Source organism: Uliginosibacterium sangjuense (assembly GCF_059132465.1).
The window spans coordinates 3,487,549-3,503,947 of sequence record NZ_CP101132.1 but is presented as its reverse complement, the minus strand read 5'-3'; the positions used below and the strand labels follow the sequence as shown (position 1 = coordinate 3,503,947).

Here is a 16,399-nt window from a genome sequence, read left to right as displayed (position 1 = left end):
GGAGCTGTCTGGCCCCACACTGAATCGCTCCGGGTCTTCTAGATACCTGCCTGCCCGTATTCTTTGGCGGTGCAGTGTAGTGATCCACGAGCCTCAACGGCTGATCGGCTGCGTGGAGAAGAGGTCCGGGGCGCGACGGTAGCCGTTCATCGTATAGGTGCTGCATTCCTCGGCGCTGATCGCGCCGGTGGCGATGCGTCGTTCAGCCTCCCGCTGGGCCAGGGCGAAGGCGTTCGAGTCCCCGAGATAGCGGGCGAAGCCGATTTCGCGGCACACCGCGGGGGCTGGCATGGACTGCAGGCTCTCCGCGCTCACTGCCTGCGTGCTGCAGCCAGACAGAGCGGTAACGGCGCTCAGCAGGGCAATCAGGCATTTCTCGATCATCGCCAACCTCCCCAGGCCCTAGTCCGAAACATGGTGCATCGAAGTATGGGGCGGGATCGTGCCGGCCGCTTGGCCGGCTTCCCCTTCGTCCTGAGCAAGTGTCACGAACTCCTGCGATAATGCGCGCCACTTGGCCCCCGTCTCCGGGGGCTTTTCATATCCAGAGAGTCGTCGATCCATGAGTTCCTTGTCCGATCAGTTGCTGCAGATGGAACAGCACGCTTCGCTGTTCGAGAATGCCCTGCGTGAGTTGCCCTTGCCCGTTGTGGCTGCGTTCGGCGATGCCGAGCAGCCGCAGCCGGTGGCCTTCGTGGCCGGCGAGCAGCGCGTGGTGACGCGCGACGCCGCGCAGGTCGCCAGCCTGTTCCCGCATACCGGCGGTGAGGCGGCCTCGCGCGTGCTGGTGGGCGCCGCGACGCGCGCCGAGGCAGTGCGCGGCAAGCGTGTCGCGGTGCTGTTCTCGGGTGGCCCGGCGCCGGGCGGGCACAACGTGCTGGTCGGCCTCAAGAAGGTGCTGGGCGAGCACAACACCCTGCTGGGCGTGCGTGGTGGACCCAAAGGCTTGCTCAACGGCAAGCTGTTCGAGATCAGTGACGCGGATGCCAAGCGCATCCGCAACACCGGCGGTTTCGATTTCCTGGGCACCGACCGCACCAAGATCAAGAGCGCCGAGCAGTTCGCCAAGGTGCGCGAGGTCTGCGTGGCTCACGCGCTGGATGCGATCGTCATCATTGGCGGCGACGACTCCAACACCAATGCCGCCGTGCTGGCCGAGCAGCTCTATGCAGGCGTGCATGCCGACGGGCGTGGCGTGCAGGTGATCGGTGTGCCGAAGACCATCGACGGCGACCTGCAACTGGGTGAGCTGCTGCCGATCTCCTTCGGCTTCGACACCGCGACCAAGATCTACGCCGAGCTGGCCGGCAACATCTGCCAGGACGCGCGCTCATCCATCAAGTACTGGCACTTCATCAAGCTGATGGGCCGTGCGGCTTCGCACGTGACGCTGGAGGTCGCCCTGCAGGTGCGTCCGGCCATCGCGCTGATCTCGGAAGAAGTGGCGGCGAAGAAGATGTCGTTGGGCGAGATCGTCGACGGTATCGCGCAGACCGTGATCGCCCGTGCGAAGAATGGCGTCAACCATGGCGTGGTGCTGGTGCCCGAGGGGCTGATCGAGTTCGTGCCGGAGATGCACGACCTGCTGGGCGAGCTCAACGACGTGGTGGCCGCGCAGGGCGGCGCACTCAAGCTGCTCAGCGCCGAGCAGAAGCGTGCCAGCGTGGCCGAGAAGCTCACGCGCGATCACGCCACGCTGTTCTGGTCGCTGCCCGACTATATCCAGGACATGCTGCTGGCCGACCGCGACTCCCACGGCAACCTGCAGGTCTCTCTGATTCCCACCGAGCAGTTGCTGATCGACATGACCAAGCGTCGCGTCAAGGAGCTGGCGCCCGAGGTGCCCTTCGCCACCCAGCACCACTTCTTCGGTTACGAAGGCCGCTGCGGTGCGCCGACCCTGTTCGACGCGGCCTACACCTACAACCTGGGCCTCACCGCCGGCTCGCTGATCCTGGATGGCCGCACCGGCTGCATGGCGAGCGTGGCCCAGCTCGACCAGGGCGGGCAGCCCTTGGGCATTCCGCTTGCCGGCCTGCTGACCATCGAGCGCCGTCATGGCAAGGACGAACTGGTGATCGAAAAGGCGCTGGTGGATATCGATGCGCCCGCGATGCAGTTCTTCGCGTCACGCCGCGCTGCCTGCGCAGCCGAGGATCGTTTTGCGTCCTCCGGCCCGCGCCAGTTGTGGGGGCCGGTGTCGCAGCAGGTGCCGGTGAGCGTGGCGCTGAACCGGGGTTACACCTCGCTGGCCTTCAAGATCGGCAAGTAAACGCGGTAGGTAAGCGGGAAGGCGGTTTTGTTCAGTGCGCGGCAGGCACGTACTGAACAAAACCGCCTTCTCGCTTGAGGGCCTTGCGGAAGGCCGCACGGGCGTTGCCGCGTTCCTGCTTGTGGCTCTTGCCGTGGGCGCCACTCTTCTTCGAAAGCAACATGGCGCGATGCACCAGGTTGCGCGGTTTGCTGCTCGGGATCTTCATCTTTCCTGCTCCTTGGTTTAACTACTGGGCGGCCTTGTCGGCCTCCTTCAGGCGATCTGCCGCCGCCGCGTTGGCGGCATCCAGATCGCGCTTGATCTTGTCGGCCTGCTGCTGCGCCTGCTGTGCCTGATCGGCCTGCAGTTTGGCGGCGGTGGCAGCCGTCGTGGCGGTTTCCACGCCGCAGCCAGACAAGCTGAATGTGATGCAGATCAGCAAAGCGCGTGCGTTCATTGTTTCACCCCTGCGTCAAGACTCGCGGCCGGCAGCCGGGCACCGTATGATGCTGCCTTTTTGAGCCATGTGGTTCCGTAATCTCCAACTCTATCGCCTGCCGCCGCACTGGGAAATGACCGCGGATCGGCTGGCCGAGCAGCTCTCCCGGCTCACATTCCAACCCTGTGGCAGCCAGGACCTGCAGAGCATGGGCTGGGCGCCCATCCTGCCCGACGGCGGTCTGGTGCACAACGTGGGCGGCCAGTGGATGGTCGCCCTGGGCGTGGAGCAGCGCCTGCTGCCCTCGTCGGTGGTCAAACAGGAAGTGACCGAGCGCGCCGAAGCCGTCGAGCTGCAGCAGGGCTACCGCCCGGGCCGCAAGCAGCTCTCCGAACTCAAGGACGCGGTGATGCAGGAACTGCTGCCGCGCGCCTTCACCCGGCGCCGCCGCACTTTCGCCTGGATCGATCCGGTGGGCGGCTGGCTGGCGGTGGATGCCTCCAGCCGCAAGGGCGCCGAGAATGTGCTGGACGCCCTGCACAAAGCGCTCGACGATCTGCCGCTGAAGCTCCTGAACCTGCGCATGAGCCCAGGTGCCGCGATGACCAACTGGATTCTCGAAGGCGAGGCGCCTGGCGCTTTCACCATCGACCTCGACTGCGAGCTGTGCTCGGTGGCCGAGGAGAGCTCCAAGGTGCGCTACGTCAGCCATTCGTTGGAAGGCAAGGACGTGCGCGACCATATCGCGGCCGGCAAGCAGGTGACCAAGCTGGGCCTGACCTTCGATGACCGCATCAGTCTCGTGCTGACCGACAAACTTGAGGTCAAGCGCCTGCAGTTCCTGGATGTGCTCAAGGAGGCTGCGTCGGGTCAGGTGGCCGATGCGACCAGCCAGGAAGAGCTGTTCGACGCGGACTTCGCGATCATGGCCGGCGAATTGCAGCGCATGATTCCGGCGCTGGTCGAGGCCATGGGCGGCGAAGAGGCGACGATCTGATGAAGGTCTATGTGGCCGGGCCGGACGTCTTTCGCCCCGACGCGCTGCAGTGGGCCGAGCAAGTGCGCGAAGCCTGCCGGCAACGCGGACTGACCGCCCTGGTGCCGCTGGATGGTGACGAGACCACGGCGGCCGGCATCTACGCCAGCAACGTCGCGATGATCCAGGCGGCCGACGTGGTGGTGGCAAACCTGAACCCTTTCCGTGGCGCGGAGCCGGATTCCGGCACCTGCTTCGAGCTGGGGTTTGCGGCGGCGCTGGGCAAGCCGGTGGTGGCCTATTTTGAACAAGACGGGGTATTGGCTGAGCGCTTGCAGGCGTTCGGCTTGCCACTGCGACGCGACGGACAAGGCTGGTGCGATGCCGACGGTCTGCGTGTCGAGGATTTCGGCCTGCCGCTGAACCTGATGCTGGCGGTGCCGGCGCGGCGGGTGGTGGGCGGACTGGAGGCGGCGCTGGATGCAGTGCGCGCCTCGATCAAGGGAGCAGGACAATGAGTGAGACCGACAAGGTGGCCATGCTGGCCGAAGTGCGCCAGGCGATGGCCGAGGCCGATTGCATCGTGAGCCCGGCCGGCATCGACGCCGCGCTGGACAAGATGGCCGAGCAGATCACGGCACGCCTCAAGGATGCCAATCCGATGGTCTACGTGATCATGAACGGGGGGTTGTTCCTGGGCGGGCAACTGCTGCCGCGCCTGAACTTCCCGCTGGAGATCTCCTACCTGCACGCCACCCGTTACGGCCACGCGCTCAACGGCACGCTGCTCGACTGGCGCGTGCGCCCGACGCAGGATCTGCGCGGCCGCAGCGTACTGGTGCTGGATGACATCCTGGACGAGGGCTACACCCTGATCGCCGTGATGGAACACCTGCGCAAGGAAGGCGCGGCCGAAGTGTTCAACGCCGTGCTGGTCGACAAGCTGCACGACCGCAAGGCCGTCAAGGGCATGAAGCCGGACTTCTGCGGGGTCGAGGCGCCGGACCGCTACCTCTTCGGTTGCGGCATGGATTTCAAGGGCTATTGGAGAAATGCCCCGGGCATTTACGCATTAAAAGGGCATTGATCTTGCTGCGGCAAATTCCGGATGTCGCTGATGAAGGGGATTTTCCCCTCTCCTGAGAACAGGAGAGGGTGGCCCGCAGGGCCGGGAGAGGTGGATGCGAACCTCCGCAAGGGGGAATGTGTGAGCGCCCTCTCCCCTAGCCCCCGCTTCGCGCCCCACGACCGGCCCTGCATGGCCGGCCGGCTGCGCAGGCGGATGGCATGCCATCCGAAACCCCTGCTCGCCCCGTCCCCAGGAGAAGGGAACTTCGGCCTCAGTGTGTAGGGTAATGACATGGACGCCCCCTACCTGCGACGGCATCGAAGTGCCAAAGTGGAGTTGTCGAGAAACCACTGAGCAGAAGGGGACGTCATGGAAGAGCTTAAGGTAGTTGGGCTGGATGTGGCAAAGAGCGTGTTTCAGGCTCACGGCATCAACAGCCATGGTCGCAAGGTGTGCAGTAAGAAGCTAAGGCGCGGGGAAGTCGTTGCGTACTTTGCTCAACTCCCACCGGTGCTTGTTGGCATGGAGGCGTGCGGCGGTGCGCATCATTGGGCCAGAACGCTCTCAAGCCTGGGTCACCAGATCAAACTCATGGCGCCCCAACATGTGAAGCCCTTCGTTCAGGGCAACAAGACCGATGCACGTGATGCTGCGGCGATTGCAGAGGCGACAACGCGGCAATCGGTGCCCGCGGTGGCCGTTCGCGGCGTGGAAGGCCAGCAGATGCAGGCGCTCCATCGCGTGCGCGATTTGTGGATGAAGCAACGCGTGGCACTGGGCAATCAGGTTCGTGGTTTGCTCAGCGAGTTTGGCGAGGTCATCCCCTTGGGTTTTAAGCGACTCAAGCAGGATGTGTCCCAGTGGCAAGCTCGCGCAGGTGTAGAGCTGGTGACACTCAAAGAGCTGATAGCGCAATTGATGCATGCATTGAATGAGCTCGAAGAGCGCATCCGTGCGCTGGAGCTGCGAATCCGTCAGCAGCACAAAGGCAATGCCGCGAGTCGCTTGATCGAGAGCATTCCTGGCGTCGGGCTGTTGAGTGCAACAGCCGTGGTAGCCAGCTTTGGCCGGTGCGACAGTTTTGAGAATGGGCGTAAGTTCGCGAGCTGCCTGGAGCTGACGCCGCGTGAGCACAGCAGTGGTGGCAAGCAAGTGTTATTGGGGATCACCAAGCGGGGCAATGGCTATGTGCGCAAGCTGCTGATTCACGGCGCTCGTGCGGTGCTGCGGCATCTGATGCAGAGCGAGGCGCATGCAGAAGATTGGGTCGTGAAGCTTGCCAAGCGACGTGGGCACAACATTGCTGCAGTCGCGCTTGCGGCCAAGAACGCACGACGAATCTGGGCGATGCTCAGAACAGGAGAAATGTTCCGGGCCGACTACGCGCAAGCCAACTGCGCTTGCGCGTAGTCGGCCCGGTCGAGCACAACGTAGTACCGATCAACGCAACACGGAGGCAGCTCACTCGATTGCCTGGGCAATCTTGAAATGATGGCACCCACAGGTCAGACCGGGGTCATGACAACTCGTCCGAGCCCATGTGCCCTGAGCACGATAGGGTGATTGAGCTGTGACCCGCGAATATCATCATGCGTCAGCAGTCATGCAAGGGCTGCGTCAAAGACCGAATGTATGGCTGCAATCGACTCCGTGAGTCGTCATCATCGAAAAGATTGGTCGTGCAAACGGGGGGCGTCCATGTATGGGTTCGCGAAGCAACCCACCATCCAGCGGCCATTCACTACGGTGGGTTGTCGCTGCGCTCCGAACCCACCCTACGGTTCTGCGCGCCGAAGCGTCACTCCTCCCGCTCCAACTGCCTCACCTGCCAGGCCTCCAGCTCGCGCTCATAGACCTTGCGCTGCCAGTTGTAGATCGTCCATACGCAGGCGTCGCCGCAATCGTTGCCGCAGCAGGCGAAGGCGTCGGGCTCGACGGGCGGGTTGGGGCGCGGATCGTCCGCGTGCTTGTCATCGGTCTGTTGCATGACTGTCATGATTGCGTGCCCGCAAGGGTGATTCAAGTCTGATGTTTTTGGCGTTTGGCGCACAATGCGCACTTTCACCATTCTTTACACGGAAAGTCCATGCGTCCCGTTCTCGCCCTGATCGTCAGCCTGTTCACCGGCCTCATCAGTCATCCTGCTGCCGCCCAGCAGCTCAAGCCCCTGCAGGAAGCCGACATCGTGCCCGGCTGCGGTTGCCGCTTCGTGGTCGAGGGCAACAAGATGCCCACGCTGCACTGGTCCTGGGTGGGCGCGAAGCAGGCGGCGGTGCGCGATGGGGGCAAGGTCTTCTGGCTGGATCTGCAGAACGAGAAATACATGCCCGAGAAGCGTCAGCCGCCCAAGTACGGCGACCGCATGGTGCTCTTCCTGGCCGACATGAACTGGCGCGTGCAGGTCGTGGCGACGGTGGAGCAGAGCTGCGCGCCCAAGGTGAAGTCCTGTTCCGGTGCGCTCTACAAGGCCAAGCTGATCGTCCAGAACGGCGCTGGCAAACGCGAAGAGCTGCCGGCCATGGGGCACTGCGGCTGCTGATTCTTCCTGAGGTTCAGCGCAGCCAGCCCTTGCGGTGGAAGTACCAGAAGGGCAGGGCGACCGAAATGGCCATCAGGCCGAGCGAGAAGGGGTAGCCCAGCTTCCACTCCAGCTCCGGCATGAAGCGGAAGTTCATGCCGTAGAGACTGGCGATCAGCGTCGGCGGCAGCATGGCGACCGAGGCCACCGAGAAGATCTTGATGATCTTGTTCTGGTTGATGTTGATGAAGCCGACCGTGGCGTCCATCAGGAAGTTCAGCTTGTCGAACACGAAACCGGTGTGACCGTCCAGCGAGTCGATGTCGCGCAGGATCTGGCGTCCATCTTCATGCTGATCGTTTGACAGCAGGCGGTTGCGCATCAGGAAGGAGACGGCGCGGCGCGTGTCCATCAGGTTGCGCCGGATGTGGCCGTTCAAGTCCTCTTCCTTGGCGATGCTGGCCAGCACATGGGCGGCCACCACGTCGGTGAGCTGTCCTTCGCCCAGCACGTTGGCGCGCAACTCGTCGAGGCGCTTGTAGATGCCTTCCAGCACGTCGGCCGAGTACTCCACGTCGGCGGCGTAGAGCTCCAGCAGCACGTCCTTGTAGTCTTCCACCACCCCGGGCTGGCGCCGCGCGCGCAGGCGCAGCAGGCGGAACTGCGGGATGTCTTCGGGGTGCACGCTGAAGACGATGGAGTCGCGGATGACGAAGGCGACGCGCACGTTCTCGCCGCCGTGGTCGGTCTCACGGAAGAAGTCGGAGCGGATGTGCAGCTCGCCGTTGTCTTCCTCGAAAAAGCGGGCCGAAGCCTCGATGTCGCCGACCTCTTCCTCTTCCGGCAGGTCTACGCCATACACTTCCTGCGCCCAGGCGCGCTCTTCTGGCGTGGAGTCGGCGAAATCGATCCACACCGGGCGGCAGTTGCGCAGATCGTCGAGCGAGTCGACGTGAATCTGGCGCAGGCGGCTGTTGACCAGTTCGAACGCGTTGATCATCTACTGTCCTCCGGACCGCGCAAGGGTCCGCTGGCTGGCTGCGGGGCGGGCAGGGGCGAGGCCGGATGTCGGGGGCGACCGTCAGGGCTTCCCGGTCCGGCGGAAGCGGGCGGCGCGGCGTGCGCGTCAGCTTGCCGAAGCGGGGGCCGTCAGGGACGACGGACATCGACTCTCGCTGGGGCAAGTACCCACGCAGGCACTCCGGTTGTTGGGATGCCGCGCAGGATAGCCATCTCGCTTGCCGCGGTAAAGCGTTGATGGTGCGTTGCGGCGAGAAATCTGGCGCAGACGGTCGTGTCGTGTCCGGAATCGGCATGGCTGGGCGTGTACAATCGCGCCTGCTCGAAAAACAGCCTGCCGTCGCAGGAAAAGGGTCTGATCGTGAATATCGTTTGTCTGGACATGGAAGGCGTGCTGGTTCCCGAAATCTGGATTGCGTTCTCCGAGCGCACCGGCATCCCGGAGCTGCGCCGTACCACGCGCGACGAGCCCGACTACGACAAGCTCATGAAGTACCGCCTGGACATCCTGCGCCAGCACAAGCTGGGCTTGCCGGACATCCAGGCGGTGATTGCGCAGATGGGGCCGATGGAGGGCTGTGTCGATTTTCTCGACGCCCTGCGCCGCGATTATCAAGTGGTGATCCTGTCCGACACCTTCTATGAGTTCGCCAAGCCCTTGATGGTGCAGATGAAGCAGCCCACGCTGTTCTGCCATCGCCTGGTGGCGGACGAGACCGGCATGCTGGTCGACTACCAACTGCGCATGCCGGATCAGAAGCGTGAAGCGGTCAAGGCGTTCAAGGCGCTCAACTTCAAGGTCATCGCGGCGGGTGATTCCTACAACGACACCGCGATGCTGGGTGAGGCGCATGCCGGCATCCTGATGCATCCGCCGGAGAACGTGGTGCGCGAGTTCCCGCAGTACCCGGTGGTGCGTGATTACGCCGCCCTGCGCGCCGAGATCGACCGGGCCGCCGCGCGCATCGCCGACTGATCAACTGCGCAGCCATGCCGCACCTGGTGATCGAATACAGCGCCAATCTTGCTGCCGGCTTGTCGCCTGCGCGCCTGCTCGCGGCGGCCAATGCGGCGCTGGTCGCCAGCGGAGAGTTCGAACACCCGGATCACATCAAGAGCCGTGCGCTTAGCTGCCCCGACTTTCGTGTGGGTGAAGCAGAATCCGGCGAGGCCTTCGTGCACGCCCGCCTGCACCTCTTGTCGGGGCGCAGCGTCGAGACCAAGCGCGCGCTCTGCGCCGCGCTGACCGATGCCATCGCGGCGGCGCTTGTCGTGCCGCCCGGCCTGCGTGTGCAGGTGACCGCCGAGGCGATCGACATGGCGCGCGAGTCCTACTCCAAAGTCATCCTCGGTTCCTGATTCATGCATACCCAGCGTTTCTATACCCTGACTGCCTCCTGTCCCGACCGCAGCGGCATCGTCGCGCGCGTCTCCGGCTTCCTGGCCGAGCATGGCGGCTGGATCTTCGAGTCCAACATGCACACCGATCACGAGGCACAGCGCTACTTCCTGCGTATCGAGATCCGCGCCGATTCGCTGCCCTTCATGCTGGCCGAGTTTCGTGAGCGCTTCCGCCCGATCGCGACAGAACTGCAGATGGACTGGAAGATCACCGACAGCGCAGTCAAGAAGCGCGTGGTGCTGATGGTCAGCAAGCAGGAACACTGCCTGTACGATCTGATCGGCCGCTGGCAGAGCAAGGAGCTGGACATCGAGATCCCCTGCGTGATCTCCAATCACGATACCTTCCGCGGTCTGGTCGAATGGCATGGGATTCCTTTCCACCACGTGCCGGTCACCGCCGACAACAAGCCCGCGGCATATGCCGAGGTGCGGCGCATCTTCGAAGAGGTGCGTGGCGACGTGATGGTGCTGGCGCGCTACATGCAGATCATTCCGCCCGACATGTGCCGTGACTACCCGGGGCAGATCATCAACATCCACCACAGCTTCCTGCCCAGCTTCGTCGGCGCCAAGCCCTACCACCAGGCCTATCAGCGCGGCGTGAAGCTGATTGGTGCGACCTGCCACTACGTGACCGAAGAGCTAGACCAGGGGCCGATCATCGAGCAGGACGTGATCCGCATCGACCACTCCGACTCGGTCGAGGATATGGTCCGCTACGGCAAGGACATCGAGAAGGCCGTGCTGGCACGTGGTTTGCGTTATCACCTGGAAGACCGCGTGCTGGTCCACGGCAACAAGACCGTCGTGTTCCGCTGACAGAATTCACCTGCAGGCGCCCCCGCCTGCAGCGACAGACCCGAGAGAGCAACAGCCATGAACAACAAGCCCCTGCGCCCCCTGCCCAACCTGATCTTCATGAGCCGCTGGCTGCAGTTGCCGCTGTACGTCGGCCTCATCCTGGCCCAGGCCGTGTACGTCTATCACTTCTGGGTCGAGCTGGTGGACCTGATCGGCGCCGCCTTCGGCAACGCCGAATCGCTGGCTCATATTTCCTCAGCGGTGGGGCACGGCGGTGGTGCCAAGCTGACCGAAACCATCATCATGCTGGTGGTACTGGGCCTGATTGATGTGGTGATGATCTCCAACCTGCTGATCATGGTGATCGTCGGCGGCTACGAGACCTTCGTCTCACGCATGCATCTGGAGGGGCATCCTGATCAGCCGGAATGGCTGTCGCATGTGAATGCCTCGGTGCTGAAGGTCAAGCTGGCCACCGCGATCATTGGCATCTCTTCGATCCACCTGCTGAAGACCTTCATCAATGCCGAGGCCTACAGCGAAAAGACCCTGATCGCGCAGACGGCGATCCACGTCGCCTTCCTGTTTTCCGCCATGGCCATTGCGGCCTGCGACCGTCTGATGGCGCCGCCGTGCAAGTGCGCCGAGGAAGAGGGCCACTAGGCCGACTTGCAGGCTATTCGGCGTCAAAGCTCAATCCGGGGCGGCCGCCGCCACAATTGGGGCAGCGACGCTGAAATATGTCGCTGCCGTTCGCTCCATACTCCGTCTTACATCGTTCGCACTGCAGTACATAAATTCGCTGCAAATGGTCGTTGCCGGGCAACGAAGTGCTCCGGATGACTATTTGTCCATGTTTGTTGCAATACCCCGGAGCGGTTGTGTAGCCGTGCTTGCTGTTTGTGTTATTTGGCATGCTATTTCTCCGGAAACTCGCTTGCGATGAAGTCATGCAGCGATCGTAGCGAGCGGGTCAAGGTCAAGATGAGGAGCGGAAACGTACAAGCGTACGTTGAGCACCGGAGTCTTGAGATTGGCCCGCGCAGTAGATCGATGCGTGGCTTCAAACGATGTCGAGGTTCTGCACGCCAGACAGCAGGTCCTTGTCGGAAAGCTTGCTGTTGAGCTTGATCTGCAGGCGAAGGTCGTTGACCGAGTCGGCGTTGCGCAGCGCATCTTCGTAGGCGATCAGGCCGTTCTCGTGCAGGTCGAACAGGGCCTGGTCGAAGGTCTGCATGCCCAGCTCGCGCGAGCGTTTCATGACTTCCTTGATCTCGCTGACTTCGCCGCGGAAGATCAGGTCCGAGATCAGCGGCGAGTTGATCATGATCTCCACTGCCGGCACCCGGCCCTTGCGGTCCTTGATGGGCAGCAGGCGCTGCGAAATCATCGCACGCAGGTTCAGTGACAGGTCCATCAGCAACTGCGGGCGGCGCTCTTCGGGGAAGAAGTTGATGATCCGGTCGATCGCCTGGTTGGTGCTGTTGGCGTGCAGCGTGGCCAGGCACATGTGGCCGGTTTCGGCGAAGGCGATGGCGTGGTCCATGGTCTCCCGGTCGCGGATTTCACCCATCAGGATCACGTCCGGCGCCTGCCGCAGGGTGTTCTTGAGACCGGCCTCCCAGCTATCGGTATCCAGGCCCACTTCGCGCTGCGTCACGATGCAGTTCTTGTGCGCATGCACGAACTCGATCGGGTCTTCCAGCGTGATGATGTGGCCGTGGCTGTGCTCGTTGCGGTAGTCGACGAGGGCCGCCAGCGAGGTGGTCTTGCCGGTGCCGGTGCCGCCCACGAAGATGACCAGGCCGCGCTTGGACATGCCGATGTCCTTGAGGATGTTGGGCAGGCCCAACTCCTCCACGGTCGGAATCTTCTGCGCGATGGTCCGGCAGACGAGGCCGATGCGCCCTTGCTGGACGAAGGCATTCACCCGGAAGCGGCCGATCCCGGCCGGCGAGATCGCGAAGTTGCATTCCTTGGTGGCTTCGAAGTCGGCCGCCTGGCGGTCGTTCATGACCGCGCGCGCCAACTCTGATGTGTGCTGCGGGCTCAGGACTTGGTTGGACTGCGGCGTGACCTTGCCGTCCACCTTGATCGCGGGCGGGAAGCCGGCGGTGATGAAGAGGTCGGAGCCCTTCTTGCTCACCATCAGCTTGAGCAAGTCGTGCATGAACTTGATTGCCTGATCGCGTTCCATGATGGGTCCGTCCGGGAAAGTGAGCGATGCGCACCATCATAGCGCGCGGGGTGGGCGGGGAGCCATGGCCGCCCCGCCGGGCGGCCATGATGGGGTGCCGGGCTCAGTTGCCCGGGAACAGGTCCTTGTTGACGGCGCGCGGGCGGGCTTCGGCCGGCGAGATTATGTTGCGCCGGACGAGGTCCTGCAGGCACTGGTCCAGCGTCTGCATGCCGTACTGCTGGCCGGTCTGGATCGAGGAGTACATCTGGGCCACCTTGTTCTCGCGGATCAGGTTACGGATGGCCGGGGTGCCGATCATGATCTCGTGTGCCGCGACCCGGCCCTGGCCATCCTTGGTCTTGAGCAGGGTCTGCGAGATCACCGCGCGCAGCGATTCGGACAGCATGGCACGGATCATTTCCTTTTCTTCGGCCGGGAACACGTCGACGATACGGTCGACGGTCTTGGCGGCCGACGAGGTGTGCAGGGTGCCGAACACCAGGTGGCCTGTTTCGGCGGCGGTCATGGCGAGGCGGATGGTCTCCAAGTCGCGCAATTCACCGACCAGGATGATGTCCGGGTCCTCGCGCAGCGCGGAACGCAGCGCGTTGGAGAAGGACAGGGTGTCGCGTGACACCTCGCGCTGGTTGATCAGGCAGCGCTTGGCCTCATGCACGAATTCGATCGGGTCCTCGATGGTGAGGATGTGGCCGTACTCGTTCTCGTTGAGGTAGTCGATCATCGCCGCCAGCGTGGTCGATTTGCCCGAGCCGGTGGGGCCCGTCACCAGCACGATGCCGCGCGGCTGGTTGGAAATGTCCTTGAACACCTTGGGGCAGTTCAGGTCGTCCAGCGACAGCACCTTGGACGGAATGGTCCGGAACACCGCGCCGGCGCCACGGTTCTGCAGGAAGGCGTTGACCCGGAAGCGCGCCAGGTTGGGCACGGCGAAGGAGAAGTCGCATTCCAGGAACTCTTCGTACTGCTTGCGCTGGCTGTCGTTCATGATGTCGTACACCATCGCATGCACCTCCTTGTGCTCCAGCGGAGGCAGGTTGATGCGGCGTACGTCGCCATTGACGCGGATCATCGGTGGCAGGCCGGCCGAGAGGTGAAGGTCGGAGGCCTTGTTCTTGACGGAGAAGGCAAGCAGCTCGGTGATATCCATGGATTCGGCTCGTTCGGTGGGTGGGCCCCCGGGCCGGGCGCGGTGGGGGCGACTGCTATACTTTCGGCGGCTTGCGCGGGAAGTTGAGGCACGGTCTTCCCGGCGCGCATGGCGCTTCAATGGATTATATGACGGTCATCGCAGACAACCTGAACGCAGTTCGTACCCGCATCGCAGCCGCCGAGCGGGAAAGCGGGCGAAAGCAGGGTGCGGTGGGCTTGCTGGCGGTGTCGAAGACCTGGCCGGCCGAAGCGGTGCGCGAAGCACACGCGGCGGGACAGCGGGCTTTTGGCGAGAACTACGTGCAGGAGGGCGCGGCCAAGGTCTTGGCGCTGGCCGACCTGGCGCTCGAATGGCATTTCATCGGCCCCCTGCAGAGCAACAAGACACGGCCGGTGGCGCAGCATTTCGCCTGGGTGCATTCGGTCGATCGGCTGAAGATCGCGCAGCGCCTGGCTGAGCAGCGAGACGTGCACCTGCCGCCCTTGAATGTCTGCCTGCAGGTCAACGTCAGTGGCGAGGCCAGCAAGTCTGGCGTGGCGCCGGAAGCCTTGCCCTCCCTGGCCGAGGGGGTGCTGGGGCTGCCGCGCCTGAAGCTGCGCGGACTGATGTGCATTCCCGAACCGAGCGAGGATGTCGCCGTGCTGCGTGCGCGCTTCGGACTGCTGCGCGATCTGCGCGATCAACTGGCGGCGCGCTTCGGCGTCGAACTGGATACCTTGTCGATGGGCATGTCGCAGGATCTGGAGGTGGCCATCGCGGAGGGCGCGAGCCTGGTGCGCGTGGGCACGGCGATTTTCGGCGGGCGTACCGTCGCATGAATGCAAGCTGCACGCGGCACGGCGGCGGTAGAGTCTGTTCAACCCTGATGCGTGGGCACACCCGCCCACCCTACATACTCCTCACTGAATGATGAAGATCACTTTCCTTGGCGGCGGCAACATGGCGTCCGCACTGATCGGCGGCCTGCTCAAGCAGGGTTTCGTGGCTGCGGATATCCAGGTCGTCGAGTTGCTGGAGGCCGGCCGTGAGCGCCTGGCGAACGAGTTCGGCGTGCGTGCGGTGGCCGTGCTGGATGAGCAGGCCATCGCCTGCGACCTGCTGGTGCTGGCGGTCAAGCCGCAGCAGATGCGGGAGGCGCTGGCGCCGATCGCGGGCACGCTGCGCCAGCAGATCGTGCTGAGCATTGCGGCCGGGCTGCGCCTGCAGGACTTGTCCCGCTGGTTGGGCGACTATCCTCGCCTGGTGCGCGCCATGCCCAATACGCCGGCCCTGATCGGACGGGGGGTGACTGGCTTATATGCCGACCCCAGTGTGGACGAGGCAGGGCGTGCGGCGGTCGAACGCGTAGCTCAGGCCGTCGGCAGTGCGGTGTGGGTCGAGCGCGAGGCCCTGATCGACGCGGTGACCGCGGTGTCGGGTAGCGGCCCGGCCTATGTGTTCCACTTCATCGAGGCGCTGGAGGCGGCCGGCATTGCGCAGGGGCTGGCGCCTGCGACAGCGCGCGCGCTGGCCCTGGCGACCTTCTCCGGCGCGGCCGAGCTGGCCGCGTCGTCGAGCGAGCCGCCCAGCGTTCTGCGCGAGCGCGTCACTTCCAAGGGCGGCACCACGGCGGCGGCCCTGGCCGTGATGGGGGAGGCCGGCCTGCCGGCGATCATCGACCGTGCGGTGGCTGCGGCCGCGGCGCGCGGCGCTGAACTGGGCGACATTCTCGGACAGGGCTGAGGCCCTGCCCGCAAGCGACAAGGAAAGGAACAGAGCAGATGCTGGGTGATTTGTTTGCGATGCTGATCGAGACCATCGGCGGCTTTTTCGTGATGCTGTTGATCGTGCGCGCGGTCATGCGCTGGATGCGCATCTCCTTCATCACCCAGGTCGGCCAGTTCGTGCTGAGCCTGACCAACTGGCTGGTGGTGCCGGCGCAGAAACTGGTGCCTTCGGTGGGACGCCTGGATCTGGCCTGCCTGCTGCCGGCCTGGTTGCTGGAGGCGCTGATCGTGCTGTTGTCGGCCTGGGCCAGGAGCGGCTTGCTGAGCGCATCCGGTGGCGTGGCGATGGCAGTGCTGACCATCGCGGTGTTCGAACTGGTCAAGACGGCGATCTACCTCTTGATCGGCGTGGTGCTGATTTCGGTGATCCTGTCCTGGGTGAATCCCTACTCGCCCTTGGCGCCCACGCTGAACATGCTGGCGCGCCCTTTCCTGCAGCCGATCCAGCGCATCGTGCCGCCGATTTCCGGGATCGACCTGTCGCCGCTGGTGCTGCTGCTGCTCCTGCAGGTATTGCTGTTCCTGCTGGCTTCGCTGAGCAACATGTTCATGCCCCTGTTGTTCCGGTGAGCTGGCTGCGCCGCGCGGCGGACGGCAGCGTCACGCTGAGCCTGCATGTACAGCCGGGCGCCAAGCGCACCGAATTCGCTGGCCTGCACGGCGAGGCCTTGAAGATCAGGCTGGCCGCGCCACCGGTTGATGGCAAGGCCAACGCGGCACTGCAGAGTGAAGCGCGCCGCGAAAATTTCGCGGGATAACGCACGATAAATGCCCGCCGCCAAGTTTGCGGCGGGTGCAATGA

At 64.0% G+C, this 16,399-nt stretch carries 20 protein-coding genes and 1 pseudogene; 14 read left to right on the top strand and 7 right to left on the bottom strand.

All coding sequences use genetic code 11. The features are described 5' to 3' along the window. Positions 1-93: 93 nt before the first annotated feature. A complete protein-coding gene (locus NMB43_RS16085; protein WP_494349175.1) occupies positions 94-384 on the bottom strand; it encodes a hypothetical protein in 291 nt (96 codons plus the stop codon). 178 nt (positions 385-562) lie between these two features. Here NMB43_RS16085 and NMB43_RS16080 point away from each other — a divergent pair, with 178 nt between their 5' ends. Further along, positions 563-2,272: a diphosphate--fructose-6-phosphate 1-phosphotransferase gene (locus tag NMB43_RS16080; RefSeq protein ID WP_494349174.1), complete on the top strand. Its 1,710-nt coding sequence runs from the start codon at positions 563-565 to the stop codon at positions 2,270-2,272. 31 nt (positions 2,273-2,303) lie between these two features. On the opposite strand, the gene NMB43_RS16075 is transcribed toward NMB43_RS16080, so the two are convergent. Continuing rightward, positions 2,304-2,480, bottom strand: coding sequence for a hypothetical protein (locus NMB43_RS16075; RefSeq protein WP_494349173.1), 177 nt, complete (start codon positions 2,478-2,480; stop codon positions 2,304-2,306). A 21-nt stretch (positions 2,481-2,501) separates the two neighbouring features. After that, positions 2,502-2,711 carry a hypothetical protein gene (locus NMB43_RS16070; protein WP_494349172.1) on the bottom strand — a complete coding sequence of 70 codons (210 nt, stop codon included), beginning with the start codon at positions 2,709-2,711 and terminating at the stop codon, positions 2,502-2,504. A 67-nt stretch (positions 2,712-2,778) separates the two neighbouring features. Between NMB43_RS16070 and NMB43_RS16065 the strand changes: the two genes are divergently transcribed. The 4 genes from NMB43_RS16065 to NMB43_RS16050 all read left to right on the top strand — a co-directional run bounded on the left by NMB43_RS16065 (position 2,779) and on the right by NMB43_RS16050 (position 6,148). Further along, positions 2,779-3,690: a recombination-associated protein RdgC gene (locus NMB43_RS16065; protein WP_494349171.1), complete on the top strand. Its 912-nt coding sequence runs from the start codon at positions 2,779-2,781 to the stop codon at positions 3,688-3,690. Continuing rightward, positions 3,690-4,187, top strand: a complete 498-nt coding sequence (locus NMB43_RS16060) for a nucleoside 2-deoxyribosyltransferase (protein ID WP_494349170.1) — start codon at positions 3,690-3,692, stop codon at positions 4,185-4,187. The genes NMB43_RS16065 and NMB43_RS16060 overlap by 1 nt, the downstream gene beginning before the upstream one ends. Next, complete coding sequence (locus tag NMB43_RS16055; protein WP_494349169.1) at positions 4,184-4,756, top strand: hypoxanthine-guanine phosphoribosyltransferase; 573 nt, start codon at positions 4,184-4,186, stop codon at positions 4,754-4,756. The genes NMB43_RS16060 and NMB43_RS16055 overlap by 4 nt, the downstream gene beginning before the upstream one ends. Positions 4,757-5,107: 351 nt before the next feature. Then, positions 5,108-6,148, top strand: a complete 1,041-nt coding sequence (locus tag NMB43_RS16050; RefSeq protein WP_494349168.1) for an IS110 family RNA-guided transposase — start codon at positions 5,108-5,110, stop codon at positions 6,146-6,148. A gap of 388 nt (positions 6,149-6,536) precedes the next feature. Here the strand turns inward: NMB43_RS16050 and NMB43_RS16045 are convergent, their stop codons facing one another. Continuing rightward, positions 6,537-6,734 carry a hypothetical protein gene (locus NMB43_RS16045; protein WP_494349167.1) on the bottom strand — a complete coding sequence of 66 codons (198 nt, stop codon included), beginning with the start codon at positions 6,732-6,734 and terminating at the stop codon, positions 6,537-6,539. A gap of 90 nt (positions 6,735-6,824) precedes the next feature. Between NMB43_RS16045 and NMB43_RS16040 the strand changes: the two genes are divergently transcribed. Continuing rightward, on the top strand, positions 6,825-7,277 hold the full coding sequence (locus tag NMB43_RS16040; RefSeq protein WP_494349166.1) for a hypothetical protein: 453 nt from the start codon (positions 6,825-6,827) through the stop codon (positions 7,275-7,277). Positions 7,278-7,290: 13 nt separating this feature from the next. Here the strand turns inward: NMB43_RS16040 and corA are convergent, their stop codons facing one another. Then, positions 7,291-8,256: a magnesium/cobalt transporter CorA gene (corA, locus tag NMB43_RS16035; RefSeq protein WP_494349165.1), complete on the bottom strand. Its 966-nt coding sequence runs from the start codon at positions 8,254-8,256 to the stop codon at positions 7,291-7,293. A gap of 381 nt (positions 8,257-8,637) precedes the next feature. Here corA and thrH point away from each other — a divergent pair, with 381 nt between their 5' ends. The 4 genes from thrH to NMB43_RS16015 are packed head-to-tail and all read left to right on the top strand — an operon-like array spanning position 8,638 to position 11,144. Then, the gene (gene thrH / locus NMB43_RS16030; RefSeq protein WP_494349164.1) at positions 8,638-9,252 is read left to right on the top strand and encodes a bifunctional phosphoserine phosphatase/homoserine phosphotransferase ThrH; all 615 of its coding nucleotides are present in this window, start codon (positions 8,638-8,640) and stop codon (positions 9,250-9,252) included. A 14-nt stretch (positions 9,253-9,266) separates the two neighbouring features. Continuing rightward, positions 9,267-9,635, top strand: a complete 369-nt coding sequence (locus NMB43_RS16025) for a 5-carboxymethyl-2-hydroxymuconate Delta-isomerase (RefSeq protein WP_494349163.1) — start codon at positions 9,267-9,269, stop codon at positions 9,633-9,635. Positions 9,636-9,638: 3 nt separating this feature from the next. Continuing rightward, a complete protein-coding gene (gene purU / locus NMB43_RS16020; RefSeq protein WP_494349162.1) occupies positions 9,639-10,499 on the top strand; it encodes a formyltetrahydrofolate deformylase in 861 nt (286 codons plus the stop codon). A 57-nt stretch (positions 10,500-10,556) separates the two neighbouring features. Continuing rightward, a complete protein-coding gene (locus tag NMB43_RS16015; protein ID WP_494349161.1) occupies positions 10,557-11,144 on the top strand; it encodes a YqhA family protein in 588 nt (195 codons plus the stop codon). A 400-nt stretch (positions 11,145-11,544) separates the two neighbouring features. Here NMB43_RS16015 and NMB43_RS16010 read toward each other — a convergent pair whose 3' ends face one another. Both NMB43_RS16010 and NMB43_RS16005 read right to left on the bottom strand, forming a co-directional pair. Continuing rightward, positions 11,545-12,678: a PilT/PilU family type 4a pilus ATPase gene (locus tag NMB43_RS16010; protein WP_494349160.1), complete on the bottom strand. Its 1,134-nt coding sequence runs from the start codon at positions 12,676-12,678 to the stop codon at positions 11,545-11,547. Between the two features lie 103 nt (positions 12,679-12,781). Then, complete coding sequence (locus NMB43_RS16005) at positions 12,782-13,828, bottom strand: type IV pilus twitching motility protein PilT (RefSeq protein WP_494349159.1); 1,047 nt, start codon at positions 13,826-13,828, stop codon at positions 12,782-12,784. 128 nt (positions 13,829-13,956) lie between these two features. Between NMB43_RS16005 and NMB43_RS16000 the strand changes: the two genes are divergently transcribed. The 4 genes and pseudogenes from NMB43_RS16000 to NMB43_RS15985 form a co-directional block, all read left to right on the top strand. Further along, a complete protein-coding gene (locus NMB43_RS16000; RefSeq protein WP_494349158.1) occupies positions 13,957-14,649 on the top strand; it encodes a YggS family pyridoxal phosphate-dependent enzyme in 693 nt (230 codons plus the stop codon). 91 nt (positions 14,650-14,740) lie between these two features. Then, positions 14,741-15,553, top strand: coding sequence for a pyrroline-5-carboxylate reductase (gene proC, locus NMB43_RS15995; RefSeq protein ID WP_494352159.1), 813 nt, complete (start codon positions 14,741-14,743; stop codon positions 15,551-15,553). A gap of 38 nt (positions 15,554-15,591) precedes the next feature. After that, positions 15,592-16,167: a YggT family protein gene (locus NMB43_RS15990; protein ID WP_494349157.1), complete on the top strand. Its 576-nt coding sequence runs from the start codon at positions 15,592-15,594 to the stop codon at positions 16,165-16,167. Next, a pseudogene (locus tag NMB43_RS15985) lies at positions 16,164-16,319 on the top strand (DUF167 domain-containing protein); the annotation flags it as partial. The gene NMB43_RS15990 and the pseudogene NMB43_RS15985, both read left to right, overlap by 4 nt. Positions 16,320-16,399: the final 80 nt, after the last annotated feature.

Excerpts from the sequence above, each read along its gene's own strand:
- NMB43_RS16085 (WP_494349175.1), bottom strand. The coding sequence starts at position 384 with ATGATCGAGAAATGCCTGATTGCCCTGCTGAGCGCCGTTACCGCTCTG.
- NMB43_RS16080 (WP_494349174.1), top strand. The coding sequence starts at position 563 with ATGAGTTCCTTGTCCGATCAGTTGCTGCAGATGGAACAGCACGCTTCG.
- NMB43_RS16075 (WP_494349173.1), bottom strand. The coding sequence starts at position 2,480 with ATGAAGATCCCGAGCAGCAAACCGCGCAACCTGGTGCATCGCGCCATG.
- NMB43_RS16070 (WP_494349172.1), bottom strand. The coding sequence starts at position 2,711 with ATGAACGCACGCGCTTTGCTGATCTGCATCACATTCAGCTTGTCTGGC.
- NMB43_RS16065 (WP_494349171.1), top strand. The coding sequence starts at position 2,779 with ATGTGGTTCCGTAATCTCCAACTCTATCGCCTGCCGCCGCACTGGGAA.
- NMB43_RS16060 (WP_494349170.1), top strand. The coding sequence starts at position 3,690 with ATGAAGGTCTATGTGGCCGGGCCGGACGTCTTTCGCCCCGACGCGCTG.
- NMB43_RS16055 (WP_494349169.1), top strand. The coding sequence starts at position 4,184 with ATGAGTGAGACCGACAAGGTGGCCATGCTGGCCGAAGTGCGCCAGGCG.
- NMB43_RS16050 (WP_494349168.1), top strand. The coding sequence starts at position 5,108 with ATGGAAGAGCTTAAGGTAGTTGGGCTGGATGTGGCAAAGAGCGTGTTT.
- NMB43_RS16045 (WP_494349167.1), bottom strand. The coding sequence starts at position 6,734 with ATGACAGTCATGCAACAGACCGATGACAAGCACGCGGACGATCCGCGC.
- NMB43_RS16040 (WP_494349166.1), top strand. The coding sequence starts at position 6,825 with ATGCGTCCCGTTCTCGCCCTGATCGTCAGCCTGTTCACCGGCCTCATC.
- corA (WP_494349165.1), bottom strand. The coding sequence starts at position 8,256 with ATGATCAACGCGTTCGAACTGGTCAACAGCCGCCTGCGCCAGATTCAC.
- NMB43_RS16025 (WP_494349163.1), top strand. The coding sequence starts at position 9,267 with ATGCCGCACCTGGTGATCGAATACAGCGCCAATCTTGCTGCCGGCTTG.
- purU (WP_494349162.1), top strand. The coding sequence starts at position 9,639 with ATGCATACCCAGCGTTTCTATACCCTGACTGCCTCCTGTCCCGACCGC.
- NMB43_RS16015 (WP_494349161.1), top strand. The coding sequence starts at position 10,557 with ATGAACAACAAGCCCCTGCGCCCCCTGCCCAACCTGATCTTCATGAGC.
- NMB43_RS16010 (WP_494349160.1), bottom strand. The coding sequence starts at position 12,678 with ATGGAACGCGATCAGGCAATCAAGTTCATGCACGACTTGCTCAAGCTG.
- NMB43_RS16005 (WP_494349159.1), bottom strand. The coding sequence starts at position 13,828 with ATGGATATCACCGAGCTGCTTGCCTTCTCCGTCAAGAACAAGGCCTCC.
- NMB43_RS16000 (WP_494349158.1), top strand. The coding sequence starts at position 13,957 with ATGACGGTCATCGCAGACAACCTGAACGCAGTTCGTACCCGCATCGCA.
- proC (WP_494352159.1), top strand. The coding sequence starts at position 14,741 with ATGAAGATCACTTTCCTTGGCGGCGGCAACATGGCGTCCGCACTGATC.
- NMB43_RS15990 (WP_494349157.1), top strand. The coding sequence starts at position 15,592 with ATGCTGGGTGATTTGTTTGCGATGCTGATCGAGACCATCGGCGGCTTT.